At 60.3% G+C, this 21,132-nt stretch carries 19 protein-coding genes; 6 read left to right on the forward strand and 13 right to left on the reverse strand.

What is annotated here, in order from left to right:
- Window positions 1-17: 17 nt before the first annotated feature.
- The 8 genes from J4D25_RS13760 to J4D25_RS13795 all read right to left on the reverse strand — a co-directional run bounded on the left by J4D25_RS13760 (window position 18) and on the right by J4D25_RS13795 (window position 8,790).
- The gene (locus tag J4D25_RS13760) at window positions 18-1,064 is read right to left on the reverse strand and encodes a hypothetical protein (protein WP_131726840.1); all 1,047 of its coding nucleotides are present in this window, start codon (window positions 1,062-1,064) and stop codon (window positions 18-20) included.
- 214 nt (window positions 1,065-1,278) lie between these two features.
- Entirely contained in the window at window positions 1,279-2,205 is a 927-nt protein-coding gene (locus J4D25_RS13765; RefSeq protein WP_057712498.1) for a sigma 54-interacting transcriptional regulator, read from the reverse strand.
- Window positions 2,206-2,260: 55 nt separating this feature from the next.
- Window positions 2,261-2,842: an alpha/beta hydrolase gene (locus J4D25_RS13770; protein WP_008045411.1), complete on the reverse strand. Its 582-nt coding sequence runs from the start codon at window positions 2,840-2,842 to the stop codon at window positions 2,261-2,263.
- Window positions 2,843-3,132: 290 nt separating this feature from the next.
- The gene (locus J4D25_RS13775) at window positions 3,133-3,534 is read right to left on the reverse strand and encodes a biopolymer transporter ExbD (protein WP_008045412.1); all 402 of its coding nucleotides are present in this window, start codon (window positions 3,532-3,534) and stop codon (window positions 3,133-3,135) included.
- A gap of 1 nt (window position 3,535) precedes the next feature.
- Complete coding sequence (locus J4D25_RS13780; RefSeq protein WP_057712499.1) at window positions 3,536-4,261, reverse strand: MotA/TolQ/ExbB proton channel family protein; 726 nt, start codon at window positions 4,259-4,261, stop codon at window positions 3,536-3,538.
- Between the two features lie 44 nt (window positions 4,262-4,305).
- Window positions 4,306-5,115 carry an energy transducer TonB gene (locus J4D25_RS13785; protein WP_057712500.1) on the reverse strand — a complete coding sequence of 270 codons (810 nt, stop codon included), beginning with the start codon at window positions 5,113-5,115 and terminating at the stop codon, window positions 4,306-4,308.
- Window positions 5,116-5,374: 259 nt separating this feature from the next.
- Window positions 5,375-7,735, reverse strand: coding sequence for a TonB-dependent receptor (locus J4D25_RS13790; protein WP_057712501.1), 2,361 nt, complete (start codon window positions 7,733-7,735; stop codon window positions 5,375-5,377).
- Between the two features lie 134 nt (window positions 7,736-7,869).
- The gene (locus J4D25_RS13795) at window positions 7,870-8,790 is read right to left on the reverse strand and encodes a TauD/TfdA family dioxygenase (RefSeq protein ID WP_057712502.1); all 921 of its coding nucleotides are present in this window, start codon (window positions 8,788-8,790) and stop codon (window positions 7,870-7,872) included.
- Between the two features lie 183 nt (window positions 8,791-8,973).
- Here J4D25_RS13795 and J4D25_RS13800 point away from each other — a divergent pair, with 183 nt between their 5' ends.
- Entirely contained in the window at window positions 8,974-9,894 is a 921-nt protein-coding gene (locus J4D25_RS13800; protein ID WP_057712503.1) for a LysR family transcriptional regulator, read from the forward strand.
- Window positions 9,895-10,000: 106 nt separating this feature from the next.
- On the opposite strand, the gene J4D25_RS13805 is transcribed toward J4D25_RS13800, so the two are convergent.
- Window positions 10,001-11,014 carry an ABC transporter substrate-binding protein gene (locus J4D25_RS13805; protein WP_057712504.1) on the reverse strand — a complete coding sequence of 338 codons (1,014 nt, stop codon included), beginning with the start codon at window positions 11,012-11,014 and terminating at the stop codon, window positions 10,001-10,003.
- A 401-nt stretch (window positions 11,015-11,415) separates the two neighbouring features.
- On the opposite strand from J4D25_RS13805, the gene J4D25_RS13810 reads away from it, so the two are divergent.
- The 3 genes from J4D25_RS13810 to J4D25_RS13820 are packed head-to-tail and all read left to right on the forward strand — an operon-like array spanning window position 11,416 to window position 15,452.
- Window positions 11,416-13,014 carry an ABC transporter permease gene (locus J4D25_RS13810; RefSeq protein WP_057712505.1) on the forward strand — a complete coding sequence of 533 codons (1,599 nt, stop codon included), beginning with the start codon at window positions 11,416-11,418 and terminating at the stop codon, window positions 13,012-13,014.
- A complete protein-coding gene (locus tag J4D25_RS13815) occupies window positions 13,011-13,826 on the forward strand; it encodes an ABC transporter ATP-binding protein (protein ID WP_057712506.1) in 816 nt (271 codons plus the stop codon). Before J4D25_RS13810 ends, J4D25_RS13815 begins: the two co-directional genes overlap by 4 nt.
- 15 nt (window positions 13,827-13,841) lie before the next feature.
- The gene (locus tag J4D25_RS13820; protein ID WP_057712507.1) at window positions 13,842-15,452 is read left to right on the forward strand and encodes an arylsulfatase; all 1,611 of its coding nucleotides are present in this window, start codon (window positions 13,842-13,844) and stop codon (window positions 15,450-15,452) included.
- 130 nt (window positions 15,453-15,582) lie between these two features.
- On the opposite strand, the gene J4D25_RS13825 is transcribed toward J4D25_RS13820, so the two are convergent.
- A complete protein-coding gene (locus tag J4D25_RS13825) occupies window positions 15,583-16,656 on the reverse strand; it encodes a fatty acid desaturase (protein ID WP_057712508.1) in 1,074 nt (357 codons plus the stop codon).
- 100 nt (window positions 16,657-16,756) lie between these two features.
- On the opposite strand from J4D25_RS13825, the gene J4D25_RS13830 reads away from it, so the two are divergent.
- The gene (locus tag J4D25_RS13830) at window positions 16,757-17,761 is read left to right on the forward strand and encodes an AraC family transcriptional regulator (protein ID WP_057712509.1); all 1,005 of its coding nucleotides are present in this window, start codon (window positions 16,757-16,759) and stop codon (window positions 17,759-17,761) included.
- 123 nt (window positions 17,762-17,884) lie between these two features.
- Here the strand turns inward: J4D25_RS13830 and J4D25_RS13835 are convergent, their stop codons facing one another.
- Window positions 17,885-18,571 (reverse strand): Crp/Fnr family transcriptional regulator, encoded by a 687-nt coding sequence (locus tag J4D25_RS13835; RefSeq protein WP_057712510.1) that lies wholly within the window; start codon window positions 18,569-18,571, stop codon window positions 17,885-17,887.
- A gap of 83 nt (window positions 18,572-18,654) precedes the next feature.
- Here J4D25_RS13835 and J4D25_RS13840 point away from each other — a divergent pair, with 83 nt between their 5' ends.
- The gene (locus tag J4D25_RS13840; RefSeq protein WP_057712511.1) at window positions 18,655-19,179 is read left to right on the forward strand and encodes a DUF962 domain-containing protein; all 525 of its coding nucleotides are present in this window, start codon (window positions 18,655-18,657) and stop codon (window positions 19,177-19,179) included.
- A 90-nt stretch (window positions 19,180-19,269) separates the two neighbouring features.
- On the opposite strand, the gene J4D25_RS13845 is transcribed toward J4D25_RS13840, so the two are convergent.
- Window positions 19,270-20,259 (reverse strand): sulfate/molybdate ABC transporter ATP-binding protein, encoded by a 990-nt coding sequence (locus tag J4D25_RS13845; protein ID WP_057712512.1) that lies wholly within the window; start codon window positions 20,257-20,259, stop codon window positions 19,270-19,272.
- A gap of 3 nt (window positions 20,260-20,262) precedes the next feature.
- Window positions 20,263-21,132 carry a sulfate ABC transporter permease subunit CysW gene (cysW, locus tag J4D25_RS13850; protein ID WP_007972954.1) on the reverse strand — a complete coding sequence of 290 codons (870 nt, stop codon included), beginning with the start codon at window positions 21,130-21,132 and terminating at the stop codon, window positions 20,263-20,265.

Raw genomic sequence — 21,132 nt, forward strand, 5'->3', positions numbered from 1 at the left:
CTGCAGATACAGTAAAATTAAACAACTTCGATCATCGAAGGGCTTTGGGTGTTCATTGCGACGTCGACTTCATGCCCGTTCCCATACATATCCCGAACAAACATCTTCACCGACAATTGATCGTAGCGAACTGTGGACGCTCCGCCTTTTCTGGCAAAGTGCATCAAAAAAGTGACTTTGCCTTGCTCATCATGGTAGGTCGCAATTTTATCGGCTGTTTCCCACAATGCCTCCGCGCCGTCATTAGACTTGAGCCCATTAAAATAGCCAACGGCGTAATACCCGAGATAGTCAGGATGTTCACTGCGTGCATGCAATACGCCGGCAATCGAGCAATCGACGAATTTTATATGGTGCTGGTCCACTAACAGGTCCAGGACATATCGATCAACCTTGGCAACGTTCTCTGTCGGTTTCCAGTTGGCGGACAGGTGTTTGACCCTGAACTGTTCTTTTCGATAGATCGGCGGTGGCACGGTCCTCAGGCTTATTTCACCGAATTCCGAGGTTTCTTCCGAATAGAACACCTTACCGTCCGAACGGGTAATGGCCGCAATCAGCTTGACGGGGTCGGGTGAGTTGCTGCTGACGTAGAACTCCTTGAGAAAGATGCCTTTCCCCCGCACAACCGGGCCATGCAGTTCACCCGTGTGAGGAAACGGCGCGTACGGCAAGCGTCGCTCCAGCATGCACTTCCACACCGGTTCCTCGCCGTCTCGAATGGTGTCTATCGGCAGGGTTTTTCCGGAATAGGCATCCAGCAATTGAATGCTGTCGAGCTCGCTTTCGGAGATTCCAACTACCTTTTGCCCTTCGTCGACAGCTTGTACAACTACCATCAATCTCAACTGCTGGTATCCGTTGGCGTAAATTATGTTTCCGCCCGAAGTCGAGAAAACCTGAAGTCGTTTGAGGTCTATCCACTCAGGAGAATCAGCCTCTTGAAAAGACTGGGGCGCCATCTCCGGGTCAGCAGGCATATAACCATCGACAAGGAGATTGATATCTTTCAACTCATCGTCGACACCTGGAGCTATCGCAGCATTATTTCCAACAAACTTCACAGAAAAATCCTTTTTCATATGATATTTAACAATGACGGATATCAATGTATCCAGGGAGAAATAAGAAGATATGTCAAAACCTATCAACCCACAAAACAGAAAATTGTTACAGCTACACTGCAAATAGTACAAAATATAACAGCAAGAATCAGCGCCCATAAAAAACCAGGCAACCATCAATTGCCCGGCTTCGTTATAACGCCAACAAACGTGCTTATATATTGATGCTTGTGAAATATTCTTTCAGCGCCCGGACTTCAGCGACATCTCCTTGTTGAATAAGTTGATCTATCCATCCTCGTACAAGAACCGCAGATGGACGGACAACCGGCAAATTCAAATGCTCCGGCAAGATCTCGTCGCCGGTACTCACCAACAGCGCAAAGTGGATGACGTTTTCCAGTTCCCGGGTATTGCCCGGCCAACTGTGGCGTTCCAGCACAAGCTGCGCCGCTTCGCTGATCAACGGCACTGGCAAGTCGAGACGCTGGCTGTAGATACCGAGGAAGTATTCGGCCAGCGGCAGGATGTCACCTGTGCGTTCGCGCAGTGCCGGCAATTCGAGTTGGCCTTCGCTGAGGTAGTGATAAAGGCGTTCATGGAATTTTCCGGCGGCAACCGCCTGGGCCAGATCGATGCTGGTGGCCGCCACCAAACGCACATCCACCGGGCTCGGCTGAAGGGCTCCGACGCGGGTGACTTCGTGGTTCTCCAGGGCAGCGAGCAATTTGGTCTGGATCGGCAGCGGCAGGTCGCCGATTTCGTCCAAGTATAGCGTGCCGCCATTGGCCGAACCGAACCACCCGGCGCGGCTGCTCGCCGAGCCGCTGTAGCTGCCCGCCGCATAGCCGAACAATTCGGCGTCAGCGTAGGTCGGGCTGATGGCGCCGCAGTTAACCGACACGAATAACCCGCCGCGATCACTGGCGCGGTGGATATGGCGGGCCAGCAACTCCTTGCCGGTGCCGGTTTCGCCACGGATAAGCACTGACACTGAACGCGTGGCCAGTTGCTCAAGGTCTTCACGTAATTGTCGTGAACGCGGATCGACAAACACCAGCGCCTTGGCGCGGATACTCAGGGGACTTTTTTCCGCATCGGGAAAGGTCAGCAGCGGCTGGCCGAAGGTTTCAAAACTCATGGCAGACTCCCGCCCAAAACCGCCGGGAGACGGGGGCGTTAAATAAAGAAAGTGTTCAAGCGCGGCGCAGGGCGTGGTGTTCCATGCGGTTTTGCAGTCGATAGAGGTAGGCAAAACCTTGCTCCCAACGCTGGTGACCGGACTTCACGTTGATGTGCCCTGCCCCCGCCAGAATCCCCGCCTCGGCGCCCCAGTTACGCGCCAGCTCCAGGGCCCGCGGTGCACTGACGGCGCTGTCGTTGTCGGAGCTGACAACTTGGCTGGGGAACGGCAGCAGATCCGTCGGTATCGGTGCGAAGTTGCGCAACGCCGGCGCGCAAGCCGGGCGTTCGACATCTGCCGGTGCGACGAGCAAGGCGCCGCGCACTTGACGCAAAAACTGCACGGGGGCACTCGCGGCCCAATGGGCGACGGTGATGCAACCCAGGCTGTGGGCAATGAGAATCACCGGCGTGCTGTCGGCGGCAATCGCCTCGGCCAGCGCCGCGACCCAGTCTTCACGGCGCGGCGTCAACCAGTCGGCCTGTTCCACCCGTGCGCTATTCGGCAGGCTGTTCTGCCAGTGGCTTTGCCAATGATCTTCTGGCGATCCTTGCCAGCCCGGCACAATCAGGTAGCGAATTGATTCGTTGCGCATGGGGGAGCTCTCCTGCTGCGTGTCTGTTCCAGGTCGAGTATAGGGAGAGGATTTATATTCGTTAAGGAATAAGAAGCTATTTATTAAGACCTATATCGAATATAAAAAACTTACCCTGTGGGAGCGAGCTTGCTCGCGATAGGGTCCGGACATTCAACATCGATGTCGTTTGATCCACCGCCATCGCGAGCAAGCTCGCTCCCACAGGGGTACCGCGGCGTTGCGAAAATCGAGGCATAAAAAAAGGGCCGCACCCTGCCAAGGAGACGGCCCCGGAAAACGAAAATCCGTTATCGCGCAGTAATCACCGACAGCCTGGTAATCCCTGCCCGTTCAATCGACGCCATGGCCCGTGCCACTTCGCCGTAATTCACCCCATCGTCCGCCTGCAACTGCACGCGCACCTCGGGGTCCTTGGCCTTCGCCGACTTGAGGTTGAACTCCAGCAAGTCCGGCTGTATCTCGTCCTTGTTGATAAACAGTTTGCCGGCACCGTCGATGCTCACCACCAACGGGTCTTTCTGCTCCACCGGCGCCACCGCTTCGGTCTTGGGCAGGTTGATCGGAATGGCGTTGGTCAGCAGCGGTGCGGTGACGATGAACACCACCAGCAACACCAGCATCACATCCACCAGCGGCGTCACGTTGATCTCACTGAGCACCTCATCGGTGTCTTGCGTGGAGAAGGCCATATCAGGACGCCTCCTTCACTTTCTGCACGCTGCCCTGGGCCGCCACTTTGTGCGCCGTCGGGTGGATCAGCACACGGAACGAACTCTTCTGCGCCAGGCTGTAGAAGTCGTGGGCGAAGTCATCCAGGTCCGCCGCCGTCAGTTTCAAACGACGCAAAAAATAGTTGTAAACCAGCACCGCCGGCACCGCGACGGCGATCCCTACGCCGGTGGCGACCAGTGCCGCGCCAATCGGCCCGGCGACCGTTTCAAGGCTTGCCGAGCCCGCCGCGCTGATGCCTTTCAACGCTTCCATGATTCCCCACACCGTGCCGAACAAACCAATGAACGGCGAGGTGCTGCCAATGCTCGCGAGTACCGCCAACCCGGTTTCCAGCGACCGGCGCTCGCGCACGATCTGCTGTCGCAAGGCACGCTCCAGACGATCCTGATGATTGATCGCCTGGCTCAAGTCCGCCGCCTGCGGCGCCTCGCCCACCTGGATGGCCGCATAACCGGCCTGTGCAACCCGGGCTGCCGCTCCGGGCCGGGTTTCGCTCAGCTCGGCCGCCGAGTCGAGACTCGAAGCGGCCCAGAACTGTTGATGAAACTTTCGATCCTGTGCCTTGAGGCGACCGAACTGCACGCCCTTGAGCAATGCCAGACCCCAGGTCGCGACGGAAAAAACCACCAGCAGCCAGATCACCGCGCTTTCGATGGATTCAAGTGGAGATGCCAGTAACGTCATGATGTATTCCTCGTGTAAACGTTTCGCGCGAATTTGGTTTCGGTTTAATGAATCTTGAAATCGATGGGCACGCTGACCCAACCGTCCTGGGCGACATCACCCTGCTTGGCCGGTACGAAACTCCAGCGCTTCACTGCGTTCAGAGCGGCTTCGTCCAGTGCATCGCGGCCGCTGCTTTTCTGGATCTGGACTTCGCCGGGCTTGCCGCTGGCCAGCACATGTACGCGCAACAGCACCGTGCCTTCCCAGCCACGACGCTGGGCCAGCGAGGGATATTCCGGTGCCGGGTTTTTCAAGTAGCCCGCGTTCGCTGAAGCAGGTGTCACGGGAGCTGGGGCCGGGGGAGCTGGTGGCGCAGGAGCCGCTACGGGCGCTGCCGGTTTCGGCGGCGCGGGTGGTTGCTCAACGGCCTTGGGCGCCGGTTTCGGTATCGGCTTGGCAACCGGCTTGGGCTTGGGAACCGGCTTCGGTGGCGGCGGCTTCACAGCCAGTTCGTCTTCCACGGGCGCAGGCGGCTCAACCACTGGCTGGACAGGTTGCGGTGGCGGCGGCTCGACCACCGGTGGCGCCGGACGCGAGAACTCGATGGTCATCGGCGGAATCTGCGGTGGCACGATGGGCAGCACGGTGGTCGGTTGCTGATTGACCCAATAGATCACCGCGCCATGCACCAGCAACGCCAGCAAGCCCAGCACGATCGTTTCCCGTCGGCGAAGGACGCCTTTTGGCGCGCGCTGCAAACGCAACTGGCCCAAGGGCACCCGGTGCGGTCGGCCGAGGTCGACCAGCTCACCACCGGGTGCCTGGCGCCACAGCACTTCATGTGCACCGGCGGCGGTCTGGACATTGCCCATTGTTTAACTCCCTGCGGTCTCTTTGCGGATTACCGGAACGTCGTGCTGAACATCCCCCGACGACGTCCTGGTAGAGCAATCATTGGCTTGAACGCTTAGCGCTGAAAGTAATGTTTAAACTTATGTTTAGACCTTTAGCGAATATATAAAACCATCAACCCACCGCCAGAGCCCGCCGTTCAAGGGCTCCGGCGTAGTGGAAAAAAACCGATGCCTTGCCCGCATTGAAAGTATTCATCCAAGGCATGGTTTTTCGCCGTCAGAAGTCGTATCGACCGGTCACGCCCAGCGTCCGCGGTGTGCCGAGCAGGCCTTCATAACCGCCATTGGCGGCCGTCCACAGCGTCGTGTAGTAGGTTTTGTCGAAGGCGTTTTTCAGCCACAGCGAAACGTCCCACTGCCCCTGGTTGAAGTCGCCGCGAAGGCCGGTGGACAGGTTGACCACCGCATAACTCGGGATCTGCCCGAAGTCGGAATCTTCCACCGTGCCCACCGCTTTGGAGCGGAACGCATAGCTGGCGGTGACGTACTCTTCGAAGCCGTTGCTCAGGTTCCATTTGTATTCGCCATTGGCGTTGCCGATCCATTTCGAAGCACCGACCACTTGATGACCGCTGAGGTCGCAGGACGCTGGAGCGCCCGGCGCCAGGCTGACTTCCGGTGGGCAAGGCGCGTCCTTGTAGGAGAGGTAGCTGACGTCGTTGTACGAGCCGTTGATGTTCAGCGTCAGGCCACGCAGCGGGATCAAGGTGCTTTCGAACTCCACGCCACGGGAGCGCACGGAGCCGGCGTTCGTCAGGTATTGCACACGATTGACGGCGTCGTAGGCGTTGGTCTGATAGCCGTTGACCTGGGTCCAGAACAGGTTGGCATTGAGTTGCAGGCGACGGTCCCACAGGGTGCTCTTGAAACCGAGCTCGGCGTTATTGGCGCGCTCGGTGCCGATCAGCAGCGAGTCGGCGCCGGCAACCGCTGCCGTGCCTACCGCCAGATTGACCCCGCCGGACTTTTCGCCATGGGACAAGGTGGCGTATGTGAGCAGGTCGTCGGTGATGCGGTAGCTGAGGTTCAACAGACCCGAAGGGCTGGAGCTGTACTGATTCAGATCGCCGGAATCGAAAGCCCCGGCACGACCGCGCCGTGCTGCGGCGGCCGCACCGGTTACCGCAACGCCACCGACCGGTGCCTCGCGCGTGACATTGGCGTTTTTCTCTTCATAGGTGCCACGTAGCCCGGCGGTGAAATCCAGGCGTTCGGTCAAGTGCCAGGTGCCTTGGGCGAACAGCGCAAAGCTGTTGGTTTCGATATGCCCGTTGCCGACGCTGTCGATGTTGTTCAGCGCACCGTTAGGTGTACCGCTCCAAATGTCCGCTTGCGGTCCGTAGAAGGTGAAGGATTTGTTGTCCAGGTCGGAACCGAAGTAGTAGGCGCCGAGCACGTAATCGAAGAATCCACCGGTAGGCGACGCCAGGCGAAACTCCTGAGAGTACTGCTTATCCTCCACCGAAACGCCAGCGTTGTGGAAGGCGGATACGTTCAGACCATCATCGTTGCGCGGGGTGAAATTCCACCAGCGATAGGAGCTGATAGAGGTCAGGGTGAAGTCGCTTGGCAGCGTCCAGTTGGCCTCGACCGAAGTACCGCCCTGATGCACGGTGACGTGCTGTTCGTTGTTCAGGTTGACCTTGCGGTGCGTGCCGTCGACCAGTGTCGCGCCCGCCGCGTTGGCCCGGGTCTGATACAGGTTGGTGCCATTGATGGTTGGGCCGGTGTTGTACAACACACGGGTGCCGGCGCTGGAATCTTCCTCGTTGTAGTCGCCGATCCAGCGCAAGTTGAACGACTCGTTAGGCTTGAACAGCAACTGCCCACGGAAGCCTTCGCGGGAGCCACCGTTCAAATCGTGGCCGTCGAATTCATTCTTGATGTCACCGTCGCTGCGGGTGCGATACGCGGAAAAACGTCCCGCCAGTTCGTCATTCAGCGGGCCGGAAATCGTGCCCTTGGTCTGGAAGTAGCCATCCTCGCCCACCGAAGATTCGATGCTGCGTTCAGGGGTAAAGGTCGGCGCGCGAGTGCTGATGTTGATCACGCCGGCGGTGGTGTTCTTGCCGAACAAGGTGCCTTGCGGGCCACGCAGCACTTCGAGCTGCTCGATGTCCATCAGGTCGAATACAGCCATGCCGGGGCGGCCGAGGTAAACGTTGTCGATGTACAGGCCGACACTGCCTTCCAGGCCATCGCTGGCCGGGTTGTTGCCCAGGCCACGGATCGACACGCTGGATTGGCGCGCATGCATGTAGGCGACGTTGACGCTCGGCACCAGTTGCTGCAGATCCTGGATGCGATAGACCCGCTGGGTTTCCAGAGTCTGGCCACTGACCACGCTCATTGGCGTCGGCACATCCTGAGAACTTTCTTCGCGGCGGCGAGTGGTGACCGTCACGGTTTCCAATTGCGCGCTGTCGGCCGTGCCGGCCTTGGCCGGAATGGATTCCGGGGTGGCGCTGTCGGCTGCATAGCCTTGGGTCCAACTGGCGCTGCCTGCCAGCAACAAGGCCAGTGGCAGGCGTTTGAGCCGTTGGGGTGAAGAGGTTGAAGCGAGGTGCAACGGACTCATAAGACGGGGTTCCCGATCAAAGTAAATGCTTTGTTGCTTGCCAGGCCGCCATCGCGAGCAAGCTCGCTCCCACACTGATCCTGTGAACTCCGAAGATCCCCTGTGGGAGCGAGCTTGCTCGCGATAGCGTCAGTTCAGACGCCGTCGATATCCGGCCCTTTCACCGTCTGGCTGACCTGCCCGTTCACCCCCACCGGCACTTCGCCCTTGAGCGTCACCCGGCGCACGATGCGATCCTGGGTCCCGTAGTCATCCACTGCGTAATGCTGGGTGGAGCGGTTGTCCCAGATCGCCACATCACCGGCCTTCCAGCGCCAGCGCACGATGTTTTCCTGGCGGATCACATGGCTCTGCAACAGACCGAACAGGTGCGCCGAATCGGCCTGGGAATAACCCTTGATGCGTTTGACGAAATGCCCCAGCAGCAGGCTTTTCTCGCCGCTGATCGGGTGCACGCGAACCACCGGGTGTTCGGTCTCGTACACGGTCGAAGTGAAAATCTTGCGATAGCGCTCCAGCTTCTCGGCCGAGACGTCAGGCCTGGTGCCGGCGTAGTCGTATTCGTTGCTGTGCACGGCGACCAGCTTGTCGGCCAGCTCACGCAGCTCCACCGACAACCCGTCATAGGCAGTGGCGGTGTTGGCCCACAGGGTGTCGCCGCCGAAAGCCGGGGCCACCACCGAGCGCAGGATCGAGGCTTTTGGGTAGGCTTCGACGAAGGTCACGTCGGTGTGCCAGGAGCTGGCACGCTGGCCCTCGGCACCGTCCAGCTCCAGCAGAAAGCGCGTGCCTTCGCGCACCGGTACGGTCGGGTGCGCCACCGGTTCGCCGAGCAGGTGGGCGAACGCCTCCTGGCGTTGGTCGTCGAGCTGGGTCTGCTCGCGGAAGAAGATCACTTTGTATTGCAGCAGTGCCTGTTGAATGGCTTCAACAGTGGCGGCATCCAGCTCGCCCGAAAGCTGTACGCCACGGATTTCGGCACCGATGCGACCGGCCACCGGATGGATTTCAAGCGCGTGAACAGCGGGTTGTACTGCGAAAGCGGCATTGCTCATGGGTAGACCCTCATCAGACTGCTTGCGGTTGAACCGGCCGCGAAACACTGCTCTATCTATATTCTATTTAGATCTAATAGATATCTACATGCTTCGTTGACGGAATAAGAGGTTGCATTTAAAACCTCAGTCAACCCTCGTCGCAAATGCCTTCGAGCTATTTTTAGGATGCCGGAAAAGCATATGGATCTTCGCCAGTTGCGTTACTTCATCGCCCTCGACGAACACCGCAGTTTCGTGCGCGCGGCCGAGGCCATGGGCATTACCCAGCCGGCCTTCAGCCGTAGCATTCAGGGGCTCGAACACGAGTTCGGCTGCGTCCTGGTGGACCGTGGCAACAAGGATTTGCGCCCCACCCCTGAAGGCCTGGTGGTGCTGCAACATGCCCGCAGCCTGGTGCAGGGTGCGGCGTTGCTCAGTTGCGAAGTGACGCAGATGACCAAGCTCGATGCCGGTGAACTGCGCTTCGGTTGCGGCCCGGCGCCGGCGGTGAAACTGGTGCCGGATGCGGTGGCGCAGTTCATCAAAGCGCACCCGAAAGTGCGCACCTGTTTCGAGGTGGATAACTGGGAGAAACTCAGCCGCGCCCTGAGCCGTGAAGAGATCGAATTCTTCATCGCCGACATCCGCCATTTCGAGTCCGATCCGAACTTCCAGACCCAGGCTCTGACGCCCAAGCGCGGCGTGTTTTTCTGCCGGCCAGGGCATCCGCTGCTGGCCAAGGAGAGCCTGTCGACCAACGACATGTTCGATTACCCGCTGGCGACCACGATGATCCCGCCGGGCATTCGCAAACTGCTGGCGAACCTCAGTGGGCGGGTGGATTTTTCACCGACCATCGAGACCGAACATTTTCCGGCGCTGGTGAAAGTGGTGCTGCAATCCAACGCCATCGGCGTGGGGACTGAAGAAGCGTTTGTTGAAGACATTGCCCAGGGCTCGCTGGTGCTGCTGCACTGGCGCAACCTGCCGCAGAACATAGAGAGCATGAACGCACGGTGCGGGATCGTCAGCCGCACCGGGTTCCGGTTGTCACCGGCGGCGCGGGCGATGATCGAGACGTTGGTGGCGGTGGACAGGCAGCAGATGCCCGTTGCGGTTTAGGGCCTCATCGCGAGCAAGCTCGCTCCCACAGGGGACCTCCAGTGTTCACACTGGTCAGTGTGGGAGCGAGCTTGCTCGCGATGAGGCCAATGAATTCACTAAAGATTCAGAGCTTCGCAGCAGCCAACTCCGGCGCCACCCAATCACTGACCTTGAACGACTTGCGAATCAGCTTCTGCTGCGAAGCCAGGTCCACGGCATCCTGCAATTTGCCGAGGAACACCGGGTCAAGCGTCGAGGGGAACACCTCGCTCAGTTTCTGATCCTTCAGGTCCTGTGTGAGGATCACCGCCGGATAACTCGCCAGCCCCGACACCAACTGAATGTAGGCGTCCTTGTTGCTGTCCTGGGTCAGCCACTCCACGGCCTGCTGTTGGGCCTTGAGCAATTTCGCCACCGCCTCCGGATGCGCATCGACAAACTTTCCAGTCCCTATCAGCACCGCCTGCACGCTGCCCGCACCGCCCAGGTCCTTGGTATTTAGCGGTAACTCGGCCAGCCCCTTGGCTTGCAACGCCGTCAGCCCGGAACCGCCCCACGAGGCATCGATCTGCTTCGCCGCCAGCGCCGCGACCGCCGCGTTGAAGTCGAGGTTGATGACTTTCACATCCTTCTCGCTCAACCCCTGGCTAGTCAGCGCCGCGTCAAAGGACAGCTGGCTGGCGGTGCCACGGAAGATGGCCACGCGTTTGCCCTTGAGGTCCTGCAGGGTCTTGATCCCTGAACCCGGCACCACGCCGAGGTAATGCTTCACCCCGCGCGCCGAGGCGCTGAGCAGTCGCGTATCCAGACCATTGGACTTGCCGACGATGGCCGCCAGATCGCCGAGGTAGGCCAGGTCCACTTGACCGTTGGCGAACGCCTCGTTGATCACCGGGCCTGCGCCCTTGAAGAAGCTCCACTGAATCTTGATGCCTTGATCGGCGAAAGCCTTTTCGAAGATCTGTTGATCACGCAGCACATCCACGACCCCGCCACCACTGTGCTGGGTACCGGCACTGAGGTCCGGCACGGCGATGCGGATTTCCTTGAGTTCACCAGCGTTGGCCGTGAAAGCCAGCAGGCTCGCCAGGGCCGGTGCGGCGAACAGACTGATGACACGCTTGAAGGGAAGGTTCATGGGTGCGGCTCCTTGAGGCAACGGGCGTTGAGGAGTCGAAAGTAGGCCCAAGTAGAACCAACACTTAAATACTATAAATTCACATTTTTAGACCATTTAGATCTATATCAACGCCTGCGGACCTCTCCGTGGCGTATGCCTTGGCAGCATCAAAAATATTCTTCGAATGCATTGGATGCAGTGGCTTATGGAGGCCTTAAATGGTCTCGCTTATCTCTCAATAGCATTGATTTAAATTTTTATAGATCAATTTTGCATACACCTTGAACCCTGTGGGAGCGAGCTTGCTCGCGATAGCGGTGTGTCATCCAGCACATAAGTCGCCTGACACGCCCTCATCGCGAGCAAGCTCGCTCCCACAAAAGGCAGCCAGTTTTGCAACCCGACAACGGAGGTCGTTCATGGCCCGTGTTTCCCTTCTCAGCCTGCCACTGGCCGCGCCGTCACTTAAAAACAGGCAACGCTGGCCAAGCCTGGGCCATCGTTTTTTGCCCTGGTTGTTGCCCACTGCCCTTTTCACGCTCTGGTGGCTCGCCAGCCGCAATCACTGGATGAGCGAGCAGATCCTGCCGGCGCCGAGCCTGGTCTGGAGCAGCGCACTGGAACTGTCCCAAGGCGAGTTGTGGAGCCATTTGTGGATCAGCCTGCAACGCTTGTTCTGGGGGCTGCTGGCGGGGATCAGCGCAGGTGCGGTTTTGGGTGCGGCACTGGGCCTCAGTCGTCGACTGGAGCGTCTGGTATTTCCAACCTTCGCCGGGTTGGCCCAAGTCCCGACCCTGGCCTGGATTCCATTGTTCATGGTGTTTTTCGGCATCGGTGAAGTGCTGAAACTGGTGGTGTTGATCAAGGCCATCGTGGTGCCGGTGACCCTGCACACACTGGTCGGTGTGCGCGATGCACAACCAAAACTGCGCGAAGCCGCCGCCGTGTTGCGCCTGCCCAGGCACCTGTTGATCCGACGCCTGGTGCTGCCTGCCGCACTGCCGGCATTCATGGCCGGTGTGCGCCTCGCACTGGCCGCCGGCTGGACTTCACTGCTCGCTGTTGAACTGCTCGCTTCCAGTGAAGGCATCGGCTACCTGATGGTCTGGGCGCGGCAGCTGTTCATGCTCGACATCGTGTTCGTGTGCATTGTGGTGATCGGTTTGATCGGTGTGGCGATGGATCGCGGCATCGGTTTGCTGGACAGGAAACTGGTGCACTGGCCGCACCCGGCCACGGCCGAAATCCGTCGCGGGCCGCGTTATCAAGGTTGGCAGCGATTGCAACCGTGGCTGCTGCCACTGGCGCTTCTGGCGTTGTGGCAACTGACCTCGGATCAGCAATGGATCGACGCGAACATTCTGGTCAGCCCGCTGGCCGTCCTGCAGACCACTCGGGATGGTTTGCTCGACGGCACATTGCTTGGTGGCATGGCCCTGAGCCTGGGCCGAACCCTTGGCGGGTTGCTGCTCGGTGGCGGGCTCGGGTTTGCCTTGGGGTTGCTGCTGGGGTTGTCGCGCACCAGTGAACGCGTGCTCGGCCCAACCCTCGCCGCCATCCGTCAGATCGCCATATTCGCCTGGGTGCCGCTGCTCACCGCGTGGTTCGGCCTGGGGGAATTGGCCAAGTGGGTGTTCGTCGCGCTCGCCGCCTTTTTCCCGCTGTTTATCGCCACCCAACGCAGCGTCGCCCACCTCTCGCCGCAACTGAACGAGGCCGCGCAGGTGTTGCGCCTGAATCTGCGCCAGCGCCTGGTTCGACTGGTACTACCGGGCGCGGCGCCAGGGATTTTTGCAGGGCTTCGGCTGAGCCTTATCTACGCCTGGCTCGGCACCATTGGCGCTGAATACTTCATGCCATCCAACGGCGGCATAGGCAGCCAGATGATCGGCGCCCAGCAACTGCTGCGCATGGATCTGATCATGGCCGGCATGCTGCTGGTGGGCCTGACCGGCGCCCTGCTCAACCTCATTGGCCAACGCCTGGAAATCCGCGCCACTCGCTGGAGACACGCATGAACGCACCGATTGTCAGCTTCAATCACGTGGGCAAAACCTTCGACGTCGACGGCTTCACACTTGAGGCCATTCGCGAATTCAACCTGGACATCGCCGAGGGCGAGTTCGTCGCCATTGTCGGCTCCAGCGGTTGCGGCAAATCCACTTTGCTGCGGCTGCTGGTGGGCCTCGATACGCAGTTTCGCGGGCAAATCAGCGTGGACGGAAAAGCCGTCACCGGCATCGGCGGCGAGCGCGGCATCGTCTTTCAGGAACACCGCTTGTTCCCGTGGCTGAGCGTGGCCGACAACATCGGCCTGGGCCTGGTCAACGAGCCATTGAGCGCTGCGCAAAAGCACAGGCGCATCCACGATTTCATCGAACTGGTGGGCCTGGGCGACTTCGCCCGCGCCTATCCGCACCAGCTCTCCGGCGGCATGGCCCAGCGCGTGGCCATTGCTCGCGGACTGGTGGCCAGCCCACGGATTCTGCTGCTGGACGAACCCTTCGGCGCCCTCGATGCACTGACCCGCCAGCAGATGCAGGACGAACTGTTGGCGATCCGCGCCCGGGCAAAAATCACCACCGTGCTGGTCACCCACGATGTCGAGGAAGCGATCTTCCTCGCCGACCGTGTCGTGGTGATGGAGCCGCGTCCGGGGCGGATCAAACAAGTGGTCGACATTGCCCTGCCCCATCCGCGCCAGCGCAGCAGTTTCGACTTCCACCAGTTACGCGAGGAACTGCTTCACGAACTCACCAGCGACGATCACTACCAGCCCCCCGTGCCGGTGCAGGTCCGCGATCTGCCGTTGTCCTTCATTGCCTACTGAAAAAGGAAATTCTTGATGCCGCAACGTCCCAACTTTTTAGTGATCCTGGCCGATGACCTGGGCTTTTCCGACATCGGCGCCTTCGGTGGCGAAATCAACACGCCGAACCTCGATGCACTGGCCAACAATGGCCTGCGCCTGACTGACTTCCACACCGCGCCGACCTGCTCGCCGACCCGCTCGATGCTGCTCACCGGTACTGACCACCACATCGCCGGCATCGGCACCATGGCCGAAGCACTGACCCCGGACCTGATCGGCAAACCGGGCTACGAAGGACACCTGAACGACCGCGTGGTCGCCCTGCCCGAACTGCTGCGCGAGGCCGGTTACCAGACCTTGATGAGCGGCAAATGGCACCTGGGCCTGACCGCAGAGCTGGCGCCTCACGCCCGGGGTTTCGAGCGTTCGTTTTCGCTGTTGCCCGGCGCGGCCAACCATTACGGCTTCGAGCCGACCTACGATGAAACGACGCCACGGCTGCTGAAATCCACCCCGGCGCTGTACATCGAAGACGACCAATTCATCGATGAACTGCCGAAGGATTTCTATTCATCCGATGCCTTTGGCGACAAGCTGCTGCAATACCTCAAGGAGCGCGACCAGACCCGGCCGTTCTTCGCCTACCTGCCGTTTTCCGCGCCCCACTGGCCGCTGCAGGCACCGGCCGAGGTGGTGGAAAAATACCGCGGGCGCTATGACGCCGGCCCTGAAGTACTGCGACTAGAGCGTCTGGAAAAACTCAAAAAGCTGGGGCTGATCGAGGCCGATGTCGAGCCGCATCCTTTGATCCAGTTGACTGCACAGTGGGATGCCCTGAGCGACGAGCAACGGCAGATCTCCGCGCGGGCCATGGAGGTTTATGCGGCGATGGTCGAGCGCATGGACTGGAACATCGGGCGGGTTGTCGATTACTTGCGCCAGCAAGGGCAACTGGACAACACCTTCATCCTGTTCATGTCCGATAACGGTGCCGAAGGGGCGTTGCTGGAGGCCTTTCCGAAATTCGGCCCGCAGTTGCTGACCTATCTCAACCAGCATTACGACAACAGCCTGGACAACATCGGTCGCGCCAACTCCTACGTCTGGTACGGGCCGAACTGGGCGCAAGTGGCGACCGCGCCGTCGCGGCTGTTCAAAGCCTTCACGACCGAAGGCGGGATCCGTGTTCCGGCGCTGGTGCACTACCCGCAGCTGCCGCTCAAGGGCCAGATCAGCCATGGGTTTGGCACGGTGATGGACATCACGCCGACCATTCTTGATCTGGCCGGCGTGCGTCATCCGGGCAAGCAGTGGCACGGCAAACCCGTGGCGGAAGTTCGAGGCAAGTCGTGGCTTGGGTTCTTGTCGGGCGAGACGGCGCAAGTGCATGACGAGCACACCGTCACCGGTTGGGAATTGTTCGGACGACGGGCGATTCGGCAAGGGCAATGGAAGGCGGTCTACATCCCGGGACCGGTGGGGCCGGCGACCTGGCAGCTGTATGACCTGGGCAATGATCCGGGGGAGATTCATGACCTGGCGTCGAGCCAACCGCAGAAGCTCAGTGCCTTGATCGCACATTGGCAGCGGTATGTGGATGAGACAGGGGTGATCTTGAGTGAGTCGCCGTTTCAGCCGGATTGATTCAACCTGAACCACCGCTATCGCGAGCAAGCTCGCTCCCACACTGGCCGATGTGATGCAAAGATCGCATTCACACCGACACACCCTGTGGGAGCGAGCTTGCTCGCGATGAGGCCTTAACAAACAACCATCAAGCCCGAGCCGTACGCACCTTATCCCCGACCAATTCGTCCTTGCGCTCAAACCGGTTGGCCCGCGCAAACGTGCCGAAATCATTGAACCGCACACCCATCTCGCGCATCACCTTGTGTCCCACCGGCACGGTGAGCTGCCGGATGTAGAACGGTTCCTTCACCACAAAGTGATGGATCCCGTGGCTGCTGCCGAAGTTGAAGCAGAACGCCTGCAACGGCCACAGCCACCACGCGTTCAGCACTTGCGTCTGCTGCATCACGTTGCCCGGCTCCACATCACCGTAGTAGTGCATGTTCGAGCTGATGAAGTGCAGGCAGAACGTGCGCAACACGTTCGGGCCGATGATCACCACTGCCGCGATGTCGATCACCTGCATCACCGACAACGTGGTCGCCGACCACTCGATCGGTGCACCCATCAGATGTGCAACGCCGTTCGCTGCGTGGAAACCGAGAAACACGTACCAGGCGCCCCAATGCATCAGCGCCAGCGGTGCGTAGACCTTCAGGGTGCGCTGGACGATGCTGATCTTTTGCGCCCAGGTCTTGGCCCGCAGCATGCGGATGAACGACGACATCATGTTGTCGCCAATCATCAAGAATCGCGCGATGCCCCATGGTTCGCCGTTGGTAATGGCGCGTTCTTCCATATCGGTTTCAGAGCCCGACACCTTGTGGTGATTGAGGTGCAGATGGCGGCGAATCCACGGATTGATAGTGCTCGGCCGCGCCAGCCACACCAGCCCCATCATCAGGTTGTGCGGCACCTTCTGCTTGCGGAAGTACATGCTGTGGATCAGGTCGTGCTCCAGCTCATGGGTCAACGAGGCAAAAAACGCGTTGAGCAGCAGGCACGCCCACCACGCCATGTGCCCGCTCATGTAGAGCGCCGCTGAGCCGACCATACCAGCGATGGCGAAGGTCAGAATGCCTGCGCCGAGGGCGTCCTGATGCTTGAGAATCGGGTATTGCTCGCGCAGCTCGACGCCTCTGGCCAGCACCACTTCGCGGATATGGGCCGATCGTTGGGCTGCATTCAGTCGTTGGGGGCTTGCAGAAGTACCGCTCATGCTTCCATCCTCTGGTTATTGATGGTTGCATCCTGCCTTGGAAACCTCTGCAAGGCGGTAGCCGAGAACGCCAACCTGTTGACCGGAAGCGCCAATCAGCATGACTGAACCGACCTCCCTCGCCAGCTGGACCCGCGCCCTGCGCAAGCAACTCGATGCCCTGGGCATCGACAGCACCGCCCTGTGCCAGCAAGCGGGGCTCGACCCGCAACTGATGGACGACCCGAACGCGCGCTATCCGCTGTCGGGCACCACGCACCTGTGGAATCTGGCGGTGCAGACCAGCGGTGACCCGGCGATCGGTTTGCGGGTTTCGCGTTTCGTCAGCCCGACCACCTTCCATGCGCTGGGTTATGCGCTGGTGGCCAGCGGCAGCCTGCGGGAAGTGTTCGAGCGCATCGTGCGTTATCACCAGGTGGTCAGTGACGCCCTGGAACTGGAACTGACCCGTGCCGAGGATCGCTACCGTTTCAGCCTGAAAATCCCGGCCGGTAACCCCGCCCCGGCCTTCGAAGCCATCGATGCGTTCATGGCGATTTACGTGCGCACCTGCCGCAATCGCCTGGGTCGCGACTACGCGCCACTGGCGACCTACCTGCGTCGCCCGGAGCCGACGGACGCGCACCAATGGCATAAGGTCTTCCGCTCGCCCATGTACTTCGGCGCCGACGAAGACCGGCTGGAGTTCGCCCTCGTCGACTTCGACAGCCACCTGGATGACGCCAACCCGGAACTGGCCGAACACAATGAAACCGTGCTCAAGCGCACCCTGGCGCAACTCAAGCCGCTGACCTGGGAGCGCAAGGTTCGCGATGCCATTGAAGAACAACTGCCCGAAGGCGAACCCAGCGCCGAACACATCGCCAAGGCCCTGCACCTGAGCCTGCGCAGCCTGCAACGGCACCTGGCCGATGAAGGCTGCCGGTTCGACACGTTGCTCAACGAAAGCCGCGAGAACCTCGCGCTGCTGCACCTGCGTGACCCGCAGGTGTCGCTGAGCGAAATCAGTTATCTGCTCGGGTTTGCCGACACCAGCAGCTTCAGCCGCGCATTCAAGCGCTGGACGGGGATGACGCCGGGGCAGTTTCGGGATGGGTTGCGATGAATGATCCGGATCCCCTGTGGGAGCGAGCTTGCTCGCGATAGCGGACGGTCAGTCGACACACCTGGAGACTGACACACCGTCATCGCGAGCAAGCTCGCTCCCACAATAGGCCTGCGTAAACAGTTAAATCGAGGCCAGCTCCCGCAATCGCTCGGCATCGAGGATTTCAATTTCGCCGTAACTCAGCCCGATGATCCCCTGCCCCTGCAACTCCTTGAGAATCTGGTTGGTGGTCTGGCGCGACAGCGACAACATTGAAGCAAGCTGCTCCTGGGGCAGTTGCAGGACGCGGCGCGCAGGGATGGTCTCGCCATAGCCTTCGGCGATCATCAACAAGCGGTGCGCCAACCGTGCCGGGGCCGGCAACAGGCTCAATTGTTCGAGGTTGATGAAGGTCATGCGCAATTTCTGGCTCATCAGCAACGCCAGTTGCCGCCAGTGCTGCGGATGCTCGTCGAGCAGCGCCAGCAAGGTGTTCTGGGGAATGTGCAGCAGCGTGCACTGGCCCACGCCGTACGCATCGTGGGTGCGTGGCTGGCCATCGAACAGGCAGATTTCACCAAACCAGTGCGGCGGTTCCACTAGGCTCAGCAACGCTTCCTTGCCTTGCTCGCTGACGGCACCGACGCGCACCGCGCCTTCAAGCACCGCGTACAGGCCACAGGGCGGATCGCCACGCTTGAACAGCCGCTGGCCCGGCGACAGGCGCCGCAGCCTGGCCGCCGACAGCAGGCTATCCTGTAGGGAAACAGGCAAATGGCTGAACCACTGACCGCTCATCAGGCGTGGACGCCAGACCTGCATATCCATGAAAACTCCTAGAGATTGTCGCCTGGCTGACAGAGCGGGAAATGGCCCCGGGGCATGATCAATCACCCTACAGGAGAACAAAAATGAAAAGCCTCGTCGACCACCTCAGTCAATACGCTGCCTACCACCGTGACCCGCGCAACATTGCCTCGCACTTTATCGGCATTCCGCTGATCGTGGTCGCCGTCGCGGTGTTGCTGTCCCGGCCGGAGTGGTCGCTGGGCGGCGTGTGGATCTCACCGGCGGTGCTCGTCTCGCTGGCATCGGCGTGGTTTTACCTGCGCCTGGAGTTGCGCCTGGGCGTGTTGATGACCGTGTTGCTCGGGCTGTCCGTGTGGGCCGGTCATGCGCTGGCGCAGCAAAGCACGCTGGTCTGGCTGGGCAGCGGCGTGGCGATGTTCGTGATCGGTTGGGCGATTCAGTTTGTCGGCCATCACTACGAAGGGCGCAAACCGGCGTTCGTCGATGATGTGACGGGGTTGATTGTCGGGCCGTTGTTTGTGGTGGCCGAGCTGGCGTTCATGCTGGGGATGCGGCATGAGCTGAAAGAGCAGATCGAGGCGCGGGCGGGAGGTGTGCGGGTCAATCCGAAACGTGCTGCTGTCTAGATCGCAATCGCGAGCAAGCTCGCTCCCACAGAGGATCTATGGTGCACATAGAACCCCTGTGGGAGCGAGCTTGCTCGCGATGCTTTTGCTTTAGATATTCGCGAGTTTCTGCCAGACCTTCGGCTTGAAGAACAACGTCTCGCCCTTCGCCAACCCGATCAGGCTGTCGTGATCCTTGACCACTTCGGCCTCGATCAGATCGCTCTGCCCTTCAACCTTCAGCGTCACCCGTGTTGTCGCGCCCAGCGGACGAATGTCCCGCACTTCCGCCGCGTGGTGGTCTTCCAGTTCATGGCGTGACAGCGACACTTCGTGCGGGCGGAACAGCACGTGCCTGTCTTCGCCCAGGTGCAGTCGGTTCGAATCACCGAGGAAGTGATAGACGAAATCGCTGGCCGGGTTTTCGTAGACGTCGCCTGGTGAACCGATCTGCTCGATCACCCCCTTGTTCATCACCACGATACGGTCGGCGACTTCCATCGCTTCTTCCTGGTCGTGGGTGACGAACACCGAGGTCAGGTTGATGTCTTCGTGCAACCGCGCCAGCCAGCGGCGCAGTTCCTTGCGAACCTTGGCGTCGAGGGCGCCGAAAGGTTCGTCGAGCAGCAGCACTTTCGGCTCCACCGCCAGGGCGCGGGCCAGTGCAATGCGCTGACGCTGTCCGCCGGAGAGTTGTTCCGGGTAGCGATCCGACAACCAGTCCAGTTGCACCATGTTCAGCAGTTCGTGGACTTTGGTTGCGATCTGGCTTTCGCTCGGGCGCTGGTTTTTCGGCTTCATGCGCAGGCCGAACGCGACGTTGTCGAACACCGTCATGTGGCGGAACAGGGCGTAGTGCTGGAACACGAAACCGACGTTGCGATCACGCACGTCATGCCCGGAAACGTCTTCACCGTGGAACACGATGTTGCCCTGGTCGGGAGTCTCCAGGCCGGCGATGATTCGCAGCAGCGTGGTCTTGCCGCAGCCCGACGGACCGAGCAACGCGACGAGCTCGCCGCTCTGGATGTCCAGGCTGATGTTGTCCAGCGCCTTGAACGCGTGGAAGTTCTTGCTGACATTACGCACTTCGATCGACATGAATTATTCCTCCGCGGCGCTGGCGCGCAGGCGGTTAATACGGTTTTCGCTCCACTGCTTGAGCAGCAGGATGAAGAGCGCCAGGATCAGCAACAGGCTCGCCACGGCGAACGCGGCCACGTGGTTGTATTCGTTGTAGAGGATCTCAACGTGCAACGGCAGGGTGTTGGTCACCCCGCGAATGTGCCCGGAAACCACCGACACCGCACCGAACTCCCCCATGGCCCGCGCGGTACACAACACCACGCCGTAGATCAGGCCCCATTTGATGTTGGGCACGGTGACGTGCCAGAACATCTGCCAGCCGTTGGCCCCGAGCAGGCGCGCGGCCTCCTCTTCCTGGGTACCTTGCTCCTGCATCAGCGGGATCAGTTCACGGGCCACGAACGGCACGGTGACGAAGATCGTCGCCAGCACGATGCCCGGCAGGGCGAAGACGATCTGGATGTCGTGGTCCTGCAACCATGGACCGAACAGGCCTTGGGCGCCGAACATCAGCACATAGACCAGACCAGCGATCACCGGCGACACCGAGAACGGCAGGTCGATCAGTGTCACCAGCATGCTCTTGCCACGGAACGAGTACTTGCTCACGCACCACGCGGCACTGACACCAAACACCAGGTTCAGCGGCACCGAAATCAACACGGCGATGACCGTGAGTTTCAGGGCCGACAGCGCGTCCGGCTCAAAGATCGCGGTGAAGAACGCACCGAGGCCGAGCTTCAGGCCTTGGGACACCACGATGAACAGCGGCAGCAACAGGAACAGCGCAAAAATCAGCCAGCCAAGGCCGATCAGGATTCGCCGCGAGGTCGCACTGCCACGGCGGGCAGCGTTCGAGGAAGCGGCAGCAATAGACGATTGGGACAT

This window comes from Pseudomonas sp. GW456-L13 (genome assembly GCF_017350115.1).
Classification (GTDB): domain Bacteria; phylum Pseudomonadota; class Gammaproteobacteria; order Pseudomonadales; family Pseudomonadaceae; genus Aquipseudomonas; species Aquipseudomonas jessenii.

What these genes read in the sequence shown, in the direction of transcription:
- J4D25_RS13765 (WP_057712498.1), bottom strand. Translation starts at nt 2,205, where the DNA reads ATGAGTTTTGAAACCTTCGGCCAGCCGCTGCTGACCTTTCCCGATGCG.
- J4D25_RS13770 (WP_008045411.1), bottom strand. Translation starts at nt 2,842, where the DNA reads ATGCGCAACGAATCAATTCGCTACCTGATTGTGCCGGGCTGGCAAGGA.
- J4D25_RS13775 (WP_008045412.1), bottom strand. Translation starts at nt 3,534, where the DNA reads ATGGCCTTCTCCACGCAAGACACCGATGAGGTGCTCAGTGAGATCAAC.
- J4D25_RS13780 (WP_057712499.1), bottom strand. Translation starts at nt 4,261, where the DNA reads ATGACGTTACTGGCATCTCCACTTGAATCCATCGAAAGCGCGGTGATC.
- J4D25_RS13785 (WP_057712500.1), bottom strand. Translation starts at nt 5,115, where the DNA reads ATGGGCAATGTCCAGACCGCCGCCGGTGCACATGAAGTGCTGTGGCGC.
- J4D25_RS13790 (WP_057712501.1), bottom strand. Translation starts at nt 7,735, where the DNA reads ATGAGTCCGTTGCACCTCGCTTCAACCTCTTCACCCCAACGGCTCAAA.
- J4D25_RS13795 (WP_057712502.1), bottom strand. Translation starts at nt 8,790, where the DNA reads ATGAGCAATGCCGCTTTCGCAGTACAACCCGCTGTTCACGCGCTTGAA.
- J4D25_RS13800 (WP_057712503.1), top strand. Translation starts at nt 8,974, where the DNA reads ATGGATCTTCGCCAGTTGCGTTACTTCATCGCCCTCGACGAACACCGC.
- J4D25_RS13805 (WP_057712504.1), bottom strand. Translation starts at nt 11,014, where the DNA reads ATGAACCTTCCCTTCAAGCGTGTCATCAGTCTGTTCGCCGCACCGGCC.
- J4D25_RS13810 (WP_057712505.1), top strand. Translation starts at nt 11,416, where the DNA reads ATGGCCCGTGTTTCCCTTCTCAGCCTGCCACTGGCCGCGCCGTCACTT.
- J4D25_RS13815 (WP_057712506.1), top strand. Translation starts at nt 13,011, where the DNA reads ATGAACGCACCGATTGTCAGCTTCAATCACGTGGGCAAAACCTTCGAC.
- J4D25_RS13820 (WP_057712507.1), top strand. Translation starts at nt 13,842, where the DNA reads ATGCCGCAACGTCCCAACTTTTTAGTGATCCTGGCCGATGACCTGGGC.
- J4D25_RS13825 (WP_057712508.1), bottom strand. Translation starts at nt 16,656, where the DNA reads ATGAGCGGTACTTCTGCAAGCCCCCAACGACTGAATGCAGCCCAACGA.
- J4D25_RS13830 (WP_057712509.1), top strand. Translation starts at nt 16,757, where the DNA reads ATGACTGAACCGACCTCCCTCGCCAGCTGGACCCGCGCCCTGCGCAAG.
- J4D25_RS13835 (WP_057712510.1), bottom strand. Translation starts at nt 18,571, where the DNA reads ATGGATATGCAGGTCTGGCGTCCACGCCTGATGAGCGGTCAGTGGTTC.
- J4D25_RS13840 (WP_057712511.1), top strand. Translation starts at nt 18,655, where the DNA reads ATGAAAAGCCTCGTCGACCACCTCAGTCAATACGCTGCCTACCACCGT.
- J4D25_RS13845 (WP_057712512.1), bottom strand. Translation starts at nt 20,259, where the DNA reads ATGTCGATCGAAGTGCGTAATGTCAGCAAGAACTTCCACGCGTTCAAG.
- cysW (WP_007972954.1), bottom strand. Translation starts at nt 21,132, where the DNA reads ATGTCCCAATCGTCTATTGCTGCCGCTTCCTCGAACGCTGCCCGCCGT.